The sequence below is a fragment of the Citrobacter sp. Cf136 genome (assembly GCF_030333815.1).
GTDB lineage: Bacteria > Pseudomonadota > Gammaproteobacteria > Enterobacterales > Enterobacteriaceae > Citrobacter > Citrobacter freundii.
In genome coordinates this window covers 251574-267193 of sequence record NZ_JAOWFE010000041.1, presented here as the reverse complement: position 1 = coordinate 267193, position 15620 = coordinate 251574, and the positions used below count along the sequence as shown (strand labels likewise).

Genomic DNA, 15620 nt, shown 5'->3' with positions numbered 1-15620 from the left:
GGCTTACAACACTCCCAGCAGCGAACAGACCACGCTGAGCGCAACAATCGACAGCAAAATCGTGGTGTAACGCGGCCCTTTCTTCACCAGATAGAAATAAATGGCGAACACCGCCGCCAGCGGCAACAGACCGGGGGCAATAGAGTCGAGGATTTGCTGAACCACCACTTCAGAGCCTTTCAGGGCGCTGAGTTTTAACGGCGTGGTGATCTTGACGTAGCTCGCAGAAAGCGCGCCCATCATGATCAGGCCCAGCACGTTCGCGCCGTAGATAAGTTCCTTTATTCGCCCTCCCTGCAGCAGACCAATTATCGAGTCACGTCCCAGCGTATAGCCTTTGTGCACCATACCGTAGCTGATTGCCAACGTAATGGCCGGGTAGAGGATTAACGGTACAATTCCGCCCATCGCGCTGCCATTTGCCGCGAATGGGATAAAAATAGCAATTAACAGCGGCATCACGGCGGCCCAGATGATCGAGTCCCCCATCCCGGCCAGCGGTCCCATTAGCCCGGTTTTAATCCCGGTAATTGAAGCATCGCTGATCGGCTCGCCGCGGGTTTTCTGTTCCTCCATCGCAATGGAGATCCCCTGAATCACCGCCCCGAACGTCTGCTCTGAGTTGAAGAAGTTCAGATGGCGTTTCAGCGCTTCTACCTGTTCCTCTTTTTGCGGGTAGAGCTTTTTGATGATCGGCGTCATCGAGGCGCAGAAAATCAGGCTCTGCAAACGCTCATAGGAGCTGGAAACTTCTGCACCCAGCCAGTAGATAAACCAGGCTTTGGTGATGTCTGCTTTGGTCAGCGTGCCGCTTTCACGCGCACGCTCCACCAGTTCATGTTGCATTACGTCGCTGCTCATCATGCTGCTCCTTCATTTTTCGCCAGACCTTTAATCAGGAAAGCCACGCAGGTACCAAAGATTGCCATCGCCATGATGTCTACCTTCAGGTACAGCACCGCAAAGAAACCGCCGATAAACCACGGCAGCAGGCTCTTTTTACCGATCACCATAATGGTGATGGCGAAGCCCAACGCTGGCAGAATGCCGCCCATAATTTCAAAGGAGTGCGTCAGCCAGTGCGGCATCAGCTTGAGGAAGCTTTCCACCACGTCCTGACCAAAATAGTTGGCGGCGAAAACCACCGGGAAACGCAGTACAAGGCCAAGCAACGCCGGGTAGAGGAATGCACAGCGCATGATGCCCGCCATGTTGGCCGTTTCCGCATGTTTGTCGGCCATATGCACCCATGCCGCGTTTAACGTGCGGCGCAGCTGGTCGAGGAACACGCCGATGACGCCAAACGGGATCGCCAGCGCGATAGCCAGGTTCGGGTCCATTCCGGCCTTCACAGCGATAGGAATTGAAATACAGGCGGCCAGCGCCGGATCCGACGGGACGTTACCGCCTGGCGTAGAGGTCACGCCGAGATAAACCAGCTGCATACCGGCACCGATGATCATCGCCGTTTCCATGTTGCCTAACAGCAGGCCAACGAATACGGCAATCACGACCGGTTGCAGCAGCATAGCGGAGAAGGTGTAGCCAAGGCGTAAACGGGCAAACCAGTAATACAACCCCATCAGGCTTGCAAAGACTAAAGTATCCATAGTTAAGTACCCTGTTATCAAAGAATTAGAATTTTTTCAGGATATCGTCCAGCGACTGAGGCTTATCTTCCGGGATAGTCTGGAAGAACACCTGAATCCCACGATTTTTCAGGTCGCTCAGAATGCCGACGTCTTTTTCATCCAGCGTAATGTTCTGGAATACCGCTTTGCGGTTTGGCCCACCGCCCAGCCCACCGACCTGAATGGTAGTGACGTCAAACCCCAACTGGACCGCTTCCTGAACCGCCGCCAGAGAAGGGAACAGCACCAGCACTTTGCCGTCACCAAGCTGGTTTTCTTTCCAGGCGGCCGCAAAACTTTGGTTACCGAAACAATCCACTTTGATGTTTGGCGGCGCGGCCATCAGGTAGATGTTTTTCATAAACGGATCGGCATCCAGCTCATCGCTAACCACCGCAATCCGATTTGCCTGAGATTGCCCAACCCATTTGGTCACCACTTGTCCATGAATCAGACGGCTATCGATACGACATAAGACGATGTTTGCCATGATGTTTATTCCTTATTGTGATTGTTGTAATTGACGCACGTGGGCGACAACGTCCAGGCAACTGCTACGCCCGGCGTCGACCAGTTCAGCCACGCAGGTGGTCAACCGGCCATGCTCGCGTTTGTCGAGCGCCTCCAGCAGCAAAGAGGCGTTGAGCCCGGAAATAACAGCCACCGGGTAATCGGCGCTCAGCCGCGCCGCCACGTTGGAGGTGGTGCCGCCAATAAAATCAGTCAGGATCAATGAGCCTTCCGGCATGGTTTTCACTACGGCTTCAACGCGCTGATAAAACTCGCCGAGCGTATCAACGGGCATCAGCGCAATTTCCGTCACGCCTTTGATTTCACCCATCACCATGCGCAGGCTGTTGCAAAGCTGTTGCCCCCAGCCGCCATGGGTCAGCAGCAGGATCTGGGGCAAGGATTCAGTGGTAGTCAAAATGGCCTCCTGGCTCAATTACATAGACATAGGTAAACAGAGCAAAGGCTGTGCCAGAATTTGTGTCACGCGGGGGAGTGGTGGATGCTGGCGGGGCGTAAAGCCGCGCCAGCAAAGGGATTAGCTATACAGCAGTTCGTAGATATAAAAATATTCCGCGTCCGATAACCGAATGGCATAGGCCTCTTCGATCGGCAGGAAAGCGGATTTAATGACACTAAACGCGCGATTATCCAGATCCGGCTTGTTCTCCAGCGCCATCTGTAACGGTTTGCGGTTAATCACGATACGCTCGACCATACAGCAGCAGTGGATCAGGAAGCGCAGTGTCACCTGACGGCTCGGTTTGAGCGAAAGCGCGGTGGTCAGATGATTCAGCACGCCTTCCATCTCTTTGAGAATACGCTGCGGGTTGAGCACCGAAATATGGTTAATGATGCTCTCCATAGTCAACGCGCTGATAAAGCGCATCGCGCTGCGCTCCATCTCCAGACGGCGTTCGCTGCTGGAGAGATCTGGCGTCAGCAGGCTGAGTACCAGCTCGGGGCCTTGCTCAGAGAACAGCTCCTCGAGCGAGATAAACGGAATATCCGGCAGTCCTGGCTGGAAAGTGCCCACTATTCCCGCCAGGCGTTCACTGGCGTTAATCGCCTGCTGAACACGCTCCAGGCTGCGAACTTCGTTGTAATCGAGGATCACCATCCGCGTATCCTGCGACATCAACTCACCGAAGCTCTCCTCCAACACCTTTTTGATTTTCTCTGCCGTTCCCATCCCGGTGATGCAGGAGATAACCAGCACTTTACCGCTGTTTTCCTGCTGCGGAGTACAGAGCTGACAGGGAATATTTTTGCTCTGCATCAACGCCGCCAGCTGCGGCAAGTCGCTGGTTTCGTAGCTTAAATCCAGCCCAATCTCCAGCAGGCTGGTGAGCGTGATATTGGGCATTAGCAGTACATCTATCTGGAATAACTTACTGATCGTGCTGCCAAAATGGACCAGTGAGCCAATATCCACCATCAGGATCAATCGGCGATATTGCCGGGTCTGGATCATCTGCGTCAGGGCTTCCAGCGTGTCATGCACCGACTGCTCGAAAGGCATATCGATAGCGCTGAACACCTCGCGCTCCAGCACGCGATTCACGTACTGCGCCTGACTTGTGGCGGTCGTCGCACCGTGGGCAATCAAAATCACCCCGCAGTCTGGACTGGCGTCAATCCGTTGGCGGTAATGGCGACACTCTTTGAGGAACAGGCACAGCCAGACCACCTCCGTCGCCGGACACTGAATATGCAGCAGTTCATTGATTTTTCGGCATAACAGCGTAGCGTTTTCGTATTCATCTTTGCAGCGATCGAGGATCAGGCTGGAAGAATAAAGTTGCGGAATAAGGCCGCGCTGCACATAGCCAATCAGCGCCAGGAAGTGTTTGCGCAGCGGGTTAACCAGATTTTCCGGCAGCGTAAAACCAAGCACCTGCTCAACACAGCCGATCAACAGCGTGACTCGCTCTTCAATCTGATCGCCATAGCGCGGAGGATGCGCCACGCTGTCGCGGCTGTAGAGACCATATTCAAATATCGAACTGAGCTTGTTTTTGAGGATTGCCAGCGTTTCGGCTGGCGGCACGTTGCTGTTACGCAGGTTGATATATTCGCGGGTCAGGAAGCTGTAGAAAAGATCGCTCTCTTCAATTTCGGCTCCGGTGGCCAGCGAATTTTTCAGCGCGGGCAGCGTGCGGGCATCGATGCTCAGGTGTTCTTTGCCTTCGAACAGCGCTCCAACCAACAGACGTTGTTCCGGCGTGGCGTTAAAGGGGATCTCGGTCAGACGTTTATCCAGCTGTAGCGTGTCGCTGTGCTCGGTCATCCCCGAGGCCCAGGCCTGGGCGCAGAGAAACTGAATGTCGCTCTTAAGCTGACCAATGTTGCCTTCCAGCGGCTTGTTCAGCAGCCAGAGCAGCAGAGTACGGTCGATGCTTATCGTACGCTCGATTTTGCGGCTCTCACGCTGTAAGAAGCCAACGATCAGTTCAACCTGCTCTTCCACTGAACGCTGGCGGATGCCGGGCAAATCGATACACACCTGAATACGTCGCTGGAAGGTACGCAGCAACGCCGAACTTACCGGTTCGGTGGTGGCGCAAATCAGACGCACCGAAATAGACCGCGCCACGGCGCTGGAACCCAGCGGCCGGTATTCGCCTTTGTCGAGAATAGAAAATAGCTTTTCCTGACCTTCATACGGCAGACGATGCACTTCGTCGAGCAGCAGATAGCCACCGTCGGCTTGCTCGACCAGACCGGGTTTATTTTCATTTGCGCCGGTAAATGCCCCCTGTCGATGACCAAACAGGTGCGAAGAAAGCAGCTCCGGGTTATGGGCGTATTCCGCGCAGTTAAAGTAAACCAGCGGCGGCGACGCTCCCACTGCGCGTTCGCAGGCAAAACGGTGCATCAGTTCGGCAAAAAAGGTTTTGCCGACGCCGGAGGGACCGGTCAGCAGAACGTGCAGCCCGTGGGGATACAGCACCGCCGCGCGGCCTTTTTCCACCGCGTCGCGCAGGCTGCGATCGTAACCAATCAGGCCAGAAAAGGGATCGTCTGTCGCCTGGTTTTCCTGAACAGGTAACAGGTCGGCAACGGTTTGCACTTCGCGCTCGGACTCATCCAGTTTGCGTCCCAGCAGCGTTTCAATCGCCTGACGATGCAGAAAGAAGACAGGGCGTCCGCGGCTTTTAATCGCCAGGCCGTCGTTCCAGAGCTGATTGAGATCTTTACTGACCGAGTTGCGCGCCAGTCCGAGGTTAAAGCCGATAGCTTCCGCTGTGAACGCCGTTTCCTGCGCCAGATGGGCAAGATTCAGTCCTCGCGTCAGCCGTTCCAGCTCCCCCAGTATTATCTCAATCCGTCTCATCTCTTTACCGCTTAAGAAATAAATGATTGTTCAGAACATACACTATTCTGCTGCGCAAGAAAGTGAGGCGGCGTCCAGACCTTACGGTCATCAAAACGTTTTCGACAAATAATGCCGCGCGGAGCCGGTTTCCGGAAAGTTATCGAGGGTCATTTGCAGCTGATAGCCGTTTTTCTGATAAAACGGCAGCGCCTGGAAACTCATGGTATCCACCAATGCATGCAGGCATCCTCTCTCACGCGCTGTCTGCTCGGCAGCCTGCATCAATTTTGTGCCGTAACCGCCTTTGCGCAGCGAATCATGCATCCACAGGAAATCAATACACAGCCATTCGCCTTTGATTTTGCCAATCAGCCCGCCCAGAATTTCATTGCTTTCATCGCGCCAGTACACCGCCAGGTCGCCAAAATTGGTGGTTCTCAGGAACTGGCGGTTGTAGGCGCGCAATCCGGCAAGCAGGGCATTTTGATCGTCTTCGGTAATGGTATCTGTAATCTGTATTTGCATCCTATCCTCCTGAAAAACTACAACTTCTGGCTGATTATTTGTTTAGAAATTAACACAGGCTGATGAGTGAGACGCATGCCGTCTACACTTACTCTTGAGATGATGCGCATCGACAACAAGGATTATTATCATGAAACGAGCCGCTTTACCGCTTATTGCCATTCTTTTCACGCTGCCGGGTTTAGCGCAGGCCGATTCGGCTTACGGCTCTCTACAGTCCGTTCATGAAAAAAATACTGTATTGAAGGACTTACGCAAGATTTGCACCCCGCAGGGGTCGCCATCCGATGACGTGTGGGAAAAAACGATTATGTCTGATACACGTAATCAGCAGCATATCCGCGAGGCTATTCTGGCAATACAAAGAAATAACCAGAACAACTACTGGGAAGCACTTGGCAAAGTTGAATGCCCGGATTTATAAGCATCTTGTTGTAAAATGAGCACTGTAACCGGTTTCTGTGTCGCAAAAACACGTATTGTTGCCAGAACGTATAAATAGCAATGGAGCAATAACAATGCGATACCGTTTTCCAGAAAACTTCTGGTGGGGCAGTGCCTGCTCGGCACTGCAAACCGAAGGGGATAGTCTGAACGGCGGCAAAAGCCAGACCACGTGGGACGTGTGGTTCGACCGTCAGCCAGGTCGTTTCCACCAGGGGGTTGGTCCGGCAAACACCTCAACCTTTTATCAGCACTGGAAACAGGACATCGCACTGCTCAAGCAGCTGAAGCACAACAGCTTCCGTACGTCTCTGAGCTGGTCACGCCTGATCCCGGACGGTACCGGCGAGGTGAATCCGGAAGCCGTCGAATTCTATAACAACGTCATCGACGAGCTGCTGGCGCAAGGCATTACGCCATTTTTCACCCTGTTCCACTTCGATATGCCAATGGTGATGCAGGAGAAAGGCGGCTGGGAAAACCGTGAGGTGGTTGAGGCGTTTGGCCGCTACGCGCAGACGTGTTTTACATTGTTCGGCAACCGGGTGAAGCACTGGTTCACCTTTAACGAGCCTATTGTCCCGGTGGAAGGCGGCTATCTGTATGACTTCCATTACCCAAACGTGGTGGATTTCAAACGCGCGGCCACCGTGGCGTATCACACTGTACTGGCGCATTCCACGGCGGTACGGGCGTATCGCGCCGGAAACTACGGCGGTGAGATCGGTGTGATCCTAAATCTGACGCCCTCTTATCCACGCTCTCAGCACCCGGCGGATGTGAAAGCCGCGCACCATGCGGATCTGCTGTTTAACCGCTGCTTCCTTGACCCGGTACTAAAAGGGGAATATCCGGCGGATCTGGTCGAATTGCTGAAAGAGTACGATCAGCTACCAACCTGTCAGCCAGGCGACAGTCAGCTCATCGCCGAGGGGAAAATCGACCTGCTCGGTATCAATTATTATCAGCCGCGTCGCGTGAAATGTCGTGATACTGCGGTCAATCCAAACGCGCCGTTTATGCCGGAGTGGCTGTTTGATTATTACGAAATGCCGGGGCGTAAAATGAACCCTTACCGTGGCTGGGAAATTTATGAGCCTGGTATTTACGATATTATTACTAATCTTCGTGATAATTACGGCAACCCGCGCTGCTTTATTTCTGAAAACGGTATGGGTGTGGAAAATGAGCAGCGTTTCGTTGAGCATGACCAGATCAACGACAGCTACCGCATTGAATTTGTTTCTGAGCATCTTAAATGGCTACATAAAGGCATCAGCGAAGGTTGTAATTGTCTTGGCTACCATATGTGGACTTTTATTGATAACTGGTCCTGGCTCAACGGATATAAAAACCGCTACGGTTTTGTCCAGTTAGATTTAGAAACGCAAAAACGTACGGTGAAAAAGAGCGGCGAATGGTTTGCCCATACTGCCGAAAACAATGGTTTTAATTAAAAAAAATAACCAGGATGCCGGATAGCGATCCGGCATACCGAGCTTTAGTTTATTGCATACCCTTTATGCGAACTTTTGCTGCCACCAGAAGCGCTGTCAGCAGCATCAGGCTGCCGGAAAGCATCAGGGGCGACAGCAGTCCGAGAGTATCGAGCGCATAGCCTCCCACCGCAGCCCCACAGGTATTGGCAAGCTGGATCACTGCGACCTGCACCGATCCGGCTTTTTCTGCCTGATCGGCAAGCGAGCGCGTGATCCACGTCGACCAGCCGACCGGTACCAGCGCAAACAACAGTCCCCAGATAATCGCAATCCCCGCCGCCACCACTTTGTCACTGCCCCACAGAATCAGGACCAGTGCACTGAGCGCCAGCACCAGTGGCGCACCGGCTAACGCCAGTTTGACCGAACGCTTCAAAATCATCGACGAAAGCGACGTACCAACAAAGCTGGCAATACCGAAGCTCAGCAGCACCAGCGTCAGGCCATCAACGTCAAAGCCCGCCAGATTCATATAGATCGGGCGAATATAGGTAAAGAAGGCGAACTGCCCGGCAAAGGACATGAAGATGGCAATCATCCCGGCCATCACCCCCGGTCTCTGCAACAGGCTGAACATGTTTTGTTTCTGATGCGAAGGCTCGCCAGGCAGCGAAGGCAACGCTCTCACCACCCAAATTGTGCACAGCACGCCCATCACCGCCGCCGCATTAAACACATTACGCCAGCCGATAATGCCGCCTAAAAAGCTCCCCAACGGCGCGGCAATCACCAGCGCGATGGAGACTGCGCCAAAAATAACCGACAGCGCCTTCGGCACCGTACGTGCAGGAACCAGACGCATGGTCAGCGACGCCGACATCGCCCAGAAACCGCCAAGTGCCAGACCGAGGCAGGCGCGGCCAACGAGCAGCAGCGAAAAAGAATTGGCAAAGGAAACCAGCAGACAGGAAAGCGTCAGCAGCACCGAAAACAGGATCACCACATAGCGACGATCGGTCGCCTGAATAATTTGCGTCACAAACAGGCTGGCGAACATGGCGACAAATGCCGTCACGGTCACCGATTGCCCCGCCACACCTTCAGAAATCCCCAGATCCTGCGCCATCGGCGTTAACAGGCTAACGGGCAGAAACTCAACGGTTATCAGGCAGGCAACGCAGAACGCCACGGCAAATACCGCCGACCAGTTAGGTCGGGAATTTGCCTCAGCGCGGGATTTTTGTTCAACAGCTTCACTCATTTTGTTACCTGCGTGGGGTTATTGTAGAAAAGTTACGCAGTGTAACATTAAATTTGTGACGTATTTAACGTTTCAGCAACTAGTTTCATTTAACAAAGAATATCGGTTACTCGGATTTTTAAAGATAGAACGCGACTCTTTTACCTGTAGGTAGCTTAACATCAATGCTAAGTTCACCACCCAGTGCCGTGACATAACGCTTGAGCGTCGACAGACGAGGATCGTTATCTGCCTGCTCCATTTTTGCGATTGTTGGCTGCTTAACACCCATTGCCGAGGCAAGTTCAGCCTGAGAGAGATTCAGTTCTTCCCTTAACATATTTAACGCAACCGCCTGACGTAGTATTTCTACTTTTTCGGTAATACGCTCCTGGCTTTCCGCGCTTTGTTTCGCCATCAATTCTTTAAGGGTAGCCATAATTTTCCTTACTTATTAGGTGATTTCGGTACTCAGCATCCGCAAGCCTGATCATCTCTTTATAGAATTTCTTTTCGTTTAACCCTGTTTTATCTCCAGCGCATAGCACGATGCCATGGCGAGAAGGATCAAACGCGAAGAACGCCCGAATCGGACTACCCTGATGCTGTACTCGCAACCCTTTCATATTTGAAAAAGCAGAAGCATTTACCGTATCAGCAAACGGCCTACCTAACTGAGGACCATACTCGGATAAAATCATCATTGCTGCGAGCATATCTTCCTTGAGCGCTTCGGTCTGTACGTCAAACCATTTATCGAAAGCATCCGTTGTTTCCACTTCCCACATCAACGATCCCTCATAGCTAATAAGCTATAGAGAAATTATAGCTTATTAGCTATTGAATCAATCGTTATTTGCATAATTTATTCGCCATCAGACCTGATTCTCAATGCAACCAATGCACACCATCTTCGGGCTGGAAAAAGGCGTTATAGCGCATTTGAAACGCATTAAGCTCCTGCATGTCCGGCTCCATTTCGCGCAAAAAACCGAGCGCCAGACGCACCTGCGCGTCGGTAATCGGCGCTGCCAGCCGAGCTTTTTGCAGCCAACGGTGCCACTGCAGCAGATTCGGCTCACTGCCGTCGACAATCACGATTTGCCAGATCAACAGCACCTGGGCCGCATTTTGCAGATGTGATTCATCAGGGCGGTGGAGGTACTGTAAAAAAGCCTCACCCTGTACTTTTCCCATCTGATCGATCATCGATTCTACTGGCACGACATCAATGTTCAGTCGCTCGCTCAGACGGCGAATTGCCCGCCGTGAACCGGACGTCAGCACCCGAAATCCCACCACAAAAACAACCACCAGGGTGGCCAACATTATCCAAATCATGCGCACATCCATTACCAGACAGGATGCCCATCATAGCGGCAAATTTATCGCTGTCGATGGATGAACGCCACGGCATAAAAAAGCCCGCCATTAAGGCGGGCAAAAGTTACCAATGCACACTTAACTTAAGCGACTTTCAATTGTTGAATCTTTTTCTCGCGGCGAATTTTACGTTCTTCAAACACGGCCACGATGGCCATCAGACAGATACAACCGATGGCGGCGGTGTCCAGCGCGGCGAAGGTTCCTGCCCAGCCGGTGAGGCCGAAAATCGGCGTGCCGTCGGCAATCATCCCCAGACCAAGCTTGGCGAAGCTATCACCAATCAGATAAGCAAAAGTCCCTTTAATCCCATCGGCTGCACCGATCGCTTTTTTCGGTACAAATCCGACTGCCGCAACGCCGATTAACAGCTGCGGACCAAACACCAGGAAGCCCAGCGCAAACAGCGAAGCCAAATAAACGTACTGGTTGCTGGCGTGCTGATAAACGCCCAGGGTGGCGATAATCAACGCCAGCGCCACGCAGGCCACCAGCGCACGGCGGCCATTCGCCAGGTCAGAGAGCCAGCCCCACAGCAGCGTGCCGACCAGCGCGCCCACTTCAAACAGGGTAAAGCCCTGAATCGCCACTTCTTTGGAGAGCTTTAGCTCCTGGAAAGCGTAGACGGTGGACCACTGGTCAATACCGATACGCACTACGTACAGGAAGATGTTCGAGAAACATAACAACCAGATCACTTTGTTTTTCAGCACGTACTCAACAAAGATCTGCCATTTCGTCATCTCGTTTTCTTCGGTCTCTTTGTCTTCTTCGCTGATCTCCTCGCCAAACAACTCTTCAGCTTTACCAAGACCATAAGATTCCGGGGAGTCACTGCCGTAGCGCAGGCCGATAAAACCAACAATCAGCGCGATAATCGACGGGAAGATAAACATCCCGATGACGTGACCGTCGAACAGATAGTTAGCGCCAAACAGCGCCACGCCTGCCGCACCCGCACCGCCGAGGTTGTGGGAGATGTTCCACATACCGAGGTAAGAGCCCCGCTTGCGACGCGGCGTCCATTTGGTGATGGTGGAATAGCTACACGAGCCGCCGGTGCTCTGGAAGAAACCACTCAGCGCATAGAAGGCAATCATCAGGAACAGGCTGGTTGAACCCGCGCCCATGCTGGCGCTGAAGCCGAGCATACAGATGGCAGAGAGGATCAGCATAAACGGCAGGAACTGCTTGGTGTTTTTGCCGTCCGCGTAGTAGGAAACCAGCGTTTTTCCCACGCCGTAGGTGATGGAGAAGCCCAGACCAATCATCCCCAATTGCGTCATGCTCAGCCCGTAGGTGGAGATCATGTCGTTCTGCGCGATGTTGAAGTTTTTGCGGATCAGGTACATGGTCAGGTAGCCGATAAAGACCACCAGATAGGACTGCATGAACGGTTTGAACCACATTTTGCGCCGCACATCGAGCGGCAGATCCAGGGTCGGCTTGCGCACCTGGTTGAGAAAGGCCAGCATTTGACACTCCCGAGCTAATTTTTATACCTGCGAATAGCAGGCATTGTAAAAATCAGCCGGGAGACGTGCCTGAGACAGCGTCCAGGTGAAACCGGGAAAATTTCTTAGTTTTGCCCCACTCAGGGCAAAAAGGTGAGGTGCATCACGCTTCGTTGAGATCGCGCGGAGCCTGGGCGTTTAAAAACGGCAGGAGCAGCAGCGCGGAAATCCCCGCCGCAATGGCGATCACCACAAAAAACCCGGTCCAGTGCCAGACCTCCATCACCTTCGCCAGCGGCCAGCCGGAGAGCGATGCCCCCAGATAGGCAAACAGACCAACAAAACCGGTTGCTGCACCTGCCGCCTCTTTGTGCGAACACTCCGCTGCCGCCATGCCGATCAGCATCTGCGGGCCGAAGACGAAGAATCCGGTCGTGAAGAAGCACGCTGCCTGCATCACGTAGCTGGCGAACGGCATCAGCCACAGCGAACCAACGGAGAGCAAAATTCCGGCGGCAAAAATCAGGTTCATTGGACCGCGGTTGCCGTTAAACAGCTTGTCCGAGCCCCACCCCGCCACCAGCGCACCGACAAATCCACCCAGTTCGAACATGGTCACGGCGGTATTGGCAGTCACCAGATCCACGCCGAGCGTCTCAGACATGTACAGATTGCCCCAGTCATTAATCGCTGCACGGACCACGTACACCAGCACATAACACAGTGACAGCAGCCAGATATAAGGATTCAGCAGTACATAACGGGTGAGGATCTCTTTGCGGCTCAGCCCTGCACCTTCCTGCTGCTGAGCAATTTCTAGCTCATCATGCCGCCAGTCGCCAATCGGCGGCAGACCAATCGCCTGCGGTCTGTCGCGCAGCCGCCAGCAGAGGAAAACCCCAACCACAATCGCCAGCAGCCCAGCGATCATCATCCCGGCACGCCAGCCGTAGTGCAGTGCTGTCGCCGCCATCACGATAGGGATCAGCGCCCCGCCGACGTTGTGCGCGGTATTCCACAGCGCCCACCAGCCGCCGCGCTCGGTACGCGAATACCACGCGGTCAATAAACGCGCGCAGACCGGCGACCCCCAGCCCTGGAAAAAGGCGTTCAGCGCCCACAGCACCGCAAAGGCCCACAGTGAGGTAGAGAATCCAAACAAAATGTTCACCACGCCGGTGGCGATCAGCCCGATGCCCATAAAATAGCGGGCGTTGGAGCGGTCGCTGACGATACCGGAAACAAACTTCGACAGGCCGTAGGTGATGTAAAACAGCGTCGCCAGTAGCCCAATATCGCTGCGGGTCAGCACGCCGCTGGTGAGGATATCCGGTACGGCGGCATTGAAGCTTTTGCGTGTGAAATAGAACAGCGCGTAGCCGAGCCAGATAGTGGTCAGGATATGCCGCCGCCAATAGCGATAGCGGGCATCCACTTCCTGCTTGTCGGTGATGAGCGGCGCATTGGCCGGGGCTTTTAAAAACGCAAACATGGCCGCTCCTTACACATAACGTTGAGGCAGTGACACACTGACCCGCGTGCCGTGCGTACAGGAAATCGACAGCGATCCTCCGAGGGCGCTAATCCGTTCACGCATCCCGGTGAGGCCAAATCCATGCTGACTCGACCCCGGCGGCAGACCGCTGCCGTCGTCCTCAATCACCAGCATCAGCCGTTCATCCTGTTGCCAGCCCTGAAGCGTCACCGCGCTGGCGTCGGCGTGCTTAACGATGTTGTTCAGTCCTTCCTGACAGACGCGAAACAACGTCACCCGCTGGCTTTCGCTGAGTGCAGATTCGTCAATTCGCCAGTCCAGATGGCTGACGATGCCGCGGCTTTCCAGTTCCATTTCGCGCATCAATGAGCGGATGGCCTGTTCCAGCGTGAGATCGTCCAACTGGCGTGGTCGCAGGCGGCCTAACAGGCGACGCACCGAATCGTACACGCCGAGAGAAAGTTGTTCGATGTGTGCCCCGCTACGCTTCACCCCTGCGTTTTCCGGCGCCAGGCGCTGGACAATACCCGCCTGGGTACGAATGGCGGTGATGGTTTGGCCGATATCATCATGTAGTTCGCGCGCCACGTCCCGACGCACGCTCTCTTCGGTCTCCAGCAGGCGTTCAGCCAGACGATGGTTGCGCGCTAATTCGTTTTGCAGCGACTGGTTAAGCTCACGCAGACGCTGAATGCCCGCGCCGAGCAGCAGCCCGGTCAGGCTTTGCACCAGCAGCGAGAGCAACAGGTCGACGGGATGATCGTGCCAGGTCTGGCTGGCAATCAGCGCGATGGCGTTCATCAGCGTCGCAATCAGCGCCCCCTGCCAGCCGTAGTGCCAGGCCAGCGCAATGATCGGCAACGCGAGGCAAAACGGTGTGAAGCGCGAAAGCTCGGCGGGTAAACCGAGCTGTAGCCACAGGCTGACGCTAAACAGCAGCAGGTACCAGACCAGATGCCGCCCGCGCCAGTTCACCGGCTGCGACACCACCGCAGGGCCCAGCGGCAGCCAGGTGGTGCTGGTCAGATAGTGCCAGAACACCAGGCAGATCGGCGCCAGCGTTAATCCGCCGGTGAGCGTCAGCAGCAACGCGTTCCATGCCTCTTCACCCTGCCCAAGCCAGGGCAGCGATTGCAGCAATGCCGCCGCCGTAAGCGCCGCGCCCTGCAACAGCAGCGTACGCCAGTCACGCTGGTGGCGGTATCGCGATATCAGCATCACCGGGAGTAACGTGAGGAAGCTGCCGATCATCAAAAGTGGCAAATGGGCCAGCACCACTTCCTGTGCCAACCAGAAAAGAAGCAGCCATTCCGCGCCCAACAGCACCGGCCAGTAGTCACGTGGACATTGCAGCATCAGCCCCAGACGCAGGCCAAACGGAAACAACAGTACCGCCAGCTCCGGGCGCTCAACCAGATGCAGGCTGATGCTCCACAGGCAAAACCACGCGGCAGAGAAGATAAAGAAGCAGGCAACAACGGTGATTAACCGGGAACAGAGCGTGTTCATTGCCAGCCGTCAAACATCCGGCGGGCCAGTTCGACGTCGTTACTGACGCCCAGCTTTTCCATCAGGTTGGCGCGATGCACGTGCACCGTTTTCGGCGACAGACCCAGTTCAGCAGCAATCTCTGTGACCGCCATACCTTGTGCCAGTTTTTCCGCTACCTGACGTTCGCGTTTGGTGAGCGGATCCTGACGACCAGCCGCCAGTTTGACGGCGATGTCCGGCGTCAGGTAACAGCCGCCGGTCGCAACGGTATGCACCGCTGCGATCAGCTCATCCGGGCTACAGCGTTTAGAAAGGAAACCACGCGCGCCCGCGTTGAGCGCCTGCTCCACCAGCGCCGGGCTGTCGTGGACGGAGAGCATGATAATCGCCATTCCTTTTGGTAACTGGCTTAACAGTTCAAGACCGGAGATATCTGGCATCGAGATATCACAGATACAGACCTGCACGCCGCGTCCCGGTAATCCCGCCAGCGCCTCACTGCCTGAGCCAAACTCAGCCACCACCTGCAAATCAGGTTCCAGCCCCAGCAGTTGGGCAAAGCCGGAGCGGACGATAAGGTGGTCGTCAATAAGGGCAACGGTAATCATGGGTTCATCCTGGCGCTAAGACATGCCTGATGGCGCTGCGCTTATCAGGCCTACGGGCAGGTGCCGTTGTAGGCCGGATAA

Annotated in this window: 16 protein-coding genes; 2 read left to right on the top strand and 14 right to left on the bottom strand. The window is 54.5% G+C overall.

Annotation, left to right across the window (positions count from 1 at the left end; genetic code table 11):
• Positions 1 to 3: 3 nt before the first annotated feature.
• The 6 genes from OGV98_RS23005 to OGV98_RS22980 form a co-directional block, all read right to left on the bottom strand.
• Positions 4 to 864, bottom strand: coding sequence for a PTS system mannose/fructose/sorbose family transporter subunit IID (locus tag OGV98_RS23005; RefSeq protein ID WP_005121522.1), 861 nt, complete (start codon positions 862 to 864; stop codon positions 4 to 6).
• A complete protein-coding gene (locus OGV98_RS23000) occupies positions 861 to 1610 on the bottom strand; it encodes a PTS mannose/fructose/sorbose/N-acetylgalactosamine transporter subunit IIC (protein WP_003023960.1) in 750 nt (249 codons plus the stop codon). Before OGV98_RS23000 ends, OGV98_RS23005 begins: the two co-directional genes overlap by 4 nt.
• A gap of 25 nt (positions 1611 to 1635) precedes the next feature.
• Positions 1636 to 2121, bottom strand: a complete 486-nt coding sequence (locus OGV98_RS22995) for a PTS sugar transporter subunit IIB (protein WP_003023959.1) — start codon at positions 2119 to 2121, stop codon at positions 1636 to 1638.
• 12 nt (positions 2122 to 2133) lie between these two features.
• Positions 2134 to 2559: a PTS sugar transporter subunit IIA gene (locus OGV98_RS22990; protein WP_003840671.1), complete on the bottom strand. Its 426-nt coding sequence runs from the start codon at positions 2557 to 2559 to the stop codon at positions 2134 to 2136.
• A 120-nt stretch (positions 2560 to 2679) separates the two neighbouring features.
• Positions 2680 to 5478 carry a transcriptional regulator DagR gene (dagR, locus tag OGV98_RS22985; protein ID WP_003840669.1) on the bottom strand — a complete coding sequence of 933 codons (2799 nt, stop codon included), beginning with the start codon at positions 5476 to 5478 and terminating at the stop codon, positions 2680 to 2682.
• Positions 5479 to 5568: 90 nt separating this feature from the next.
• Positions 5569 to 5985, bottom strand: coding sequence for a GNAT family N-acetyltransferase (locus tag OGV98_RS22980; protein ID WP_003023951.1), 417 nt, complete (start codon positions 5983 to 5985; stop codon positions 5569 to 5571).
• 130 nt (positions 5986 to 6115) lie between these two features.
• On the opposite strand from OGV98_RS22980, the gene OGV98_RS22975 reads away from it, so the two are divergent.
• Both OGV98_RS22975 and gmuD read left to right on the top strand, forming a co-directional pair.
• A complete protein-coding gene (locus tag OGV98_RS22975; protein ID WP_003840665.1) occupies positions 6116 to 6409 on the top strand; it encodes a YicS family protein in 294 nt (97 codons plus the stop codon).
• A gap of 94 nt (positions 6410 to 6503) precedes the next feature.
• A complete protein-coding gene (gene gmuD / locus OGV98_RS22970; RefSeq protein WP_139935879.1) occupies positions 6504 to 7886 on the top strand; it encodes a 6-phospho-beta-glucosidase GmuD in 1383 nt (460 codons plus the stop codon).
• Positions 7887 to 7935: 49 nt separating this feature from the next.
• On the opposite strand, the gene nepI is transcribed toward gmuD, so the two are convergent.
• From nepI to uhpA, 8 genes are all read right to left on the bottom strand, one after another.
• Positions 7936 to 9129 carry a purine ribonucleoside efflux pump NepI gene (gene nepI / locus OGV98_RS22965; protein ID WP_003840662.1) on the bottom strand — a complete coding sequence of 398 codons (1194 nt, stop codon included), beginning with the start codon at positions 9127 to 9129 and terminating at the stop codon, positions 7936 to 7938.
• A gap of 118 nt (positions 9130 to 9247) precedes the next feature.
• The gene (locus OGV98_RS22960; protein WP_049000676.1) at positions 9248 to 9547 is read right to left on the bottom strand and encodes a helix-turn-helix domain-containing protein; all 300 of its coding nucleotides are present in this window, start codon (positions 9545 to 9547) and stop codon (positions 9248 to 9250) included.
• Positions 9534 to 9896 (bottom strand): type II toxin-antitoxin system RelE/ParE family toxin, encoded by a 363-nt coding sequence (locus OGV98_RS22955; RefSeq protein WP_049000674.1) that lies wholly within the window; start codon positions 9894 to 9896, stop codon positions 9534 to 9536. The genes OGV98_RS22960 and OGV98_RS22955 overlap by 14 nt, the downstream gene beginning before the upstream one ends.
• A gap of 100 nt (positions 9897 to 9996) precedes the next feature.
• Positions 9997 to 10449, bottom strand: a complete 453-nt coding sequence (locus OGV98_RS22950) for a DUF1198 family protein (RefSeq protein ID WP_003023933.1) — start codon at positions 10447 to 10449, stop codon at positions 9997 to 9999.
• 125 nt (positions 10450 to 10574) lie between these two features.
• Positions 10575 to 11966 carry a hexose-6-phosphate:phosphate antiporter UhpT gene (gene uhpT / locus OGV98_RS22945; protein ID WP_003023929.1) on the bottom strand — a complete coding sequence of 464 codons (1392 nt, stop codon included), beginning with the start codon at positions 11964 to 11966 and terminating at the stop codon, positions 10575 to 10577.
• Between the two features lie 142 nt (positions 11967 to 12108).
• A complete protein-coding gene (locus OGV98_RS22940) occupies positions 12109 to 13437 on the bottom strand; it encodes an MFS transporter (protein ID WP_003023927.1) in 1329 nt (442 codons plus the stop codon).
• 9 nt (positions 13438 to 13446) lie between these two features.
• The gene (uhpB, locus tag OGV98_RS22935) at positions 13447 to 14949 is read right to left on the bottom strand and encodes a signal transduction histidine-protein kinase/phosphatase UhpB (protein ID WP_057101855.1); all 1503 of its coding nucleotides are present in this window, start codon (positions 14947 to 14949) and stop codon (positions 13447 to 13449) included.
• A complete protein-coding gene (uhpA, locus tag OGV98_RS22930; RefSeq protein ID WP_286552197.1) occupies positions 14946 to 15539 on the bottom strand; it encodes a response regulator transcription factor UhpA in 594 nt (197 codons plus the stop codon). Before uhpA ends, uhpB begins: the two co-directional genes overlap by 4 nt.
• Positions 15540 to 15620 lie beyond the last annotated feature (81 nt).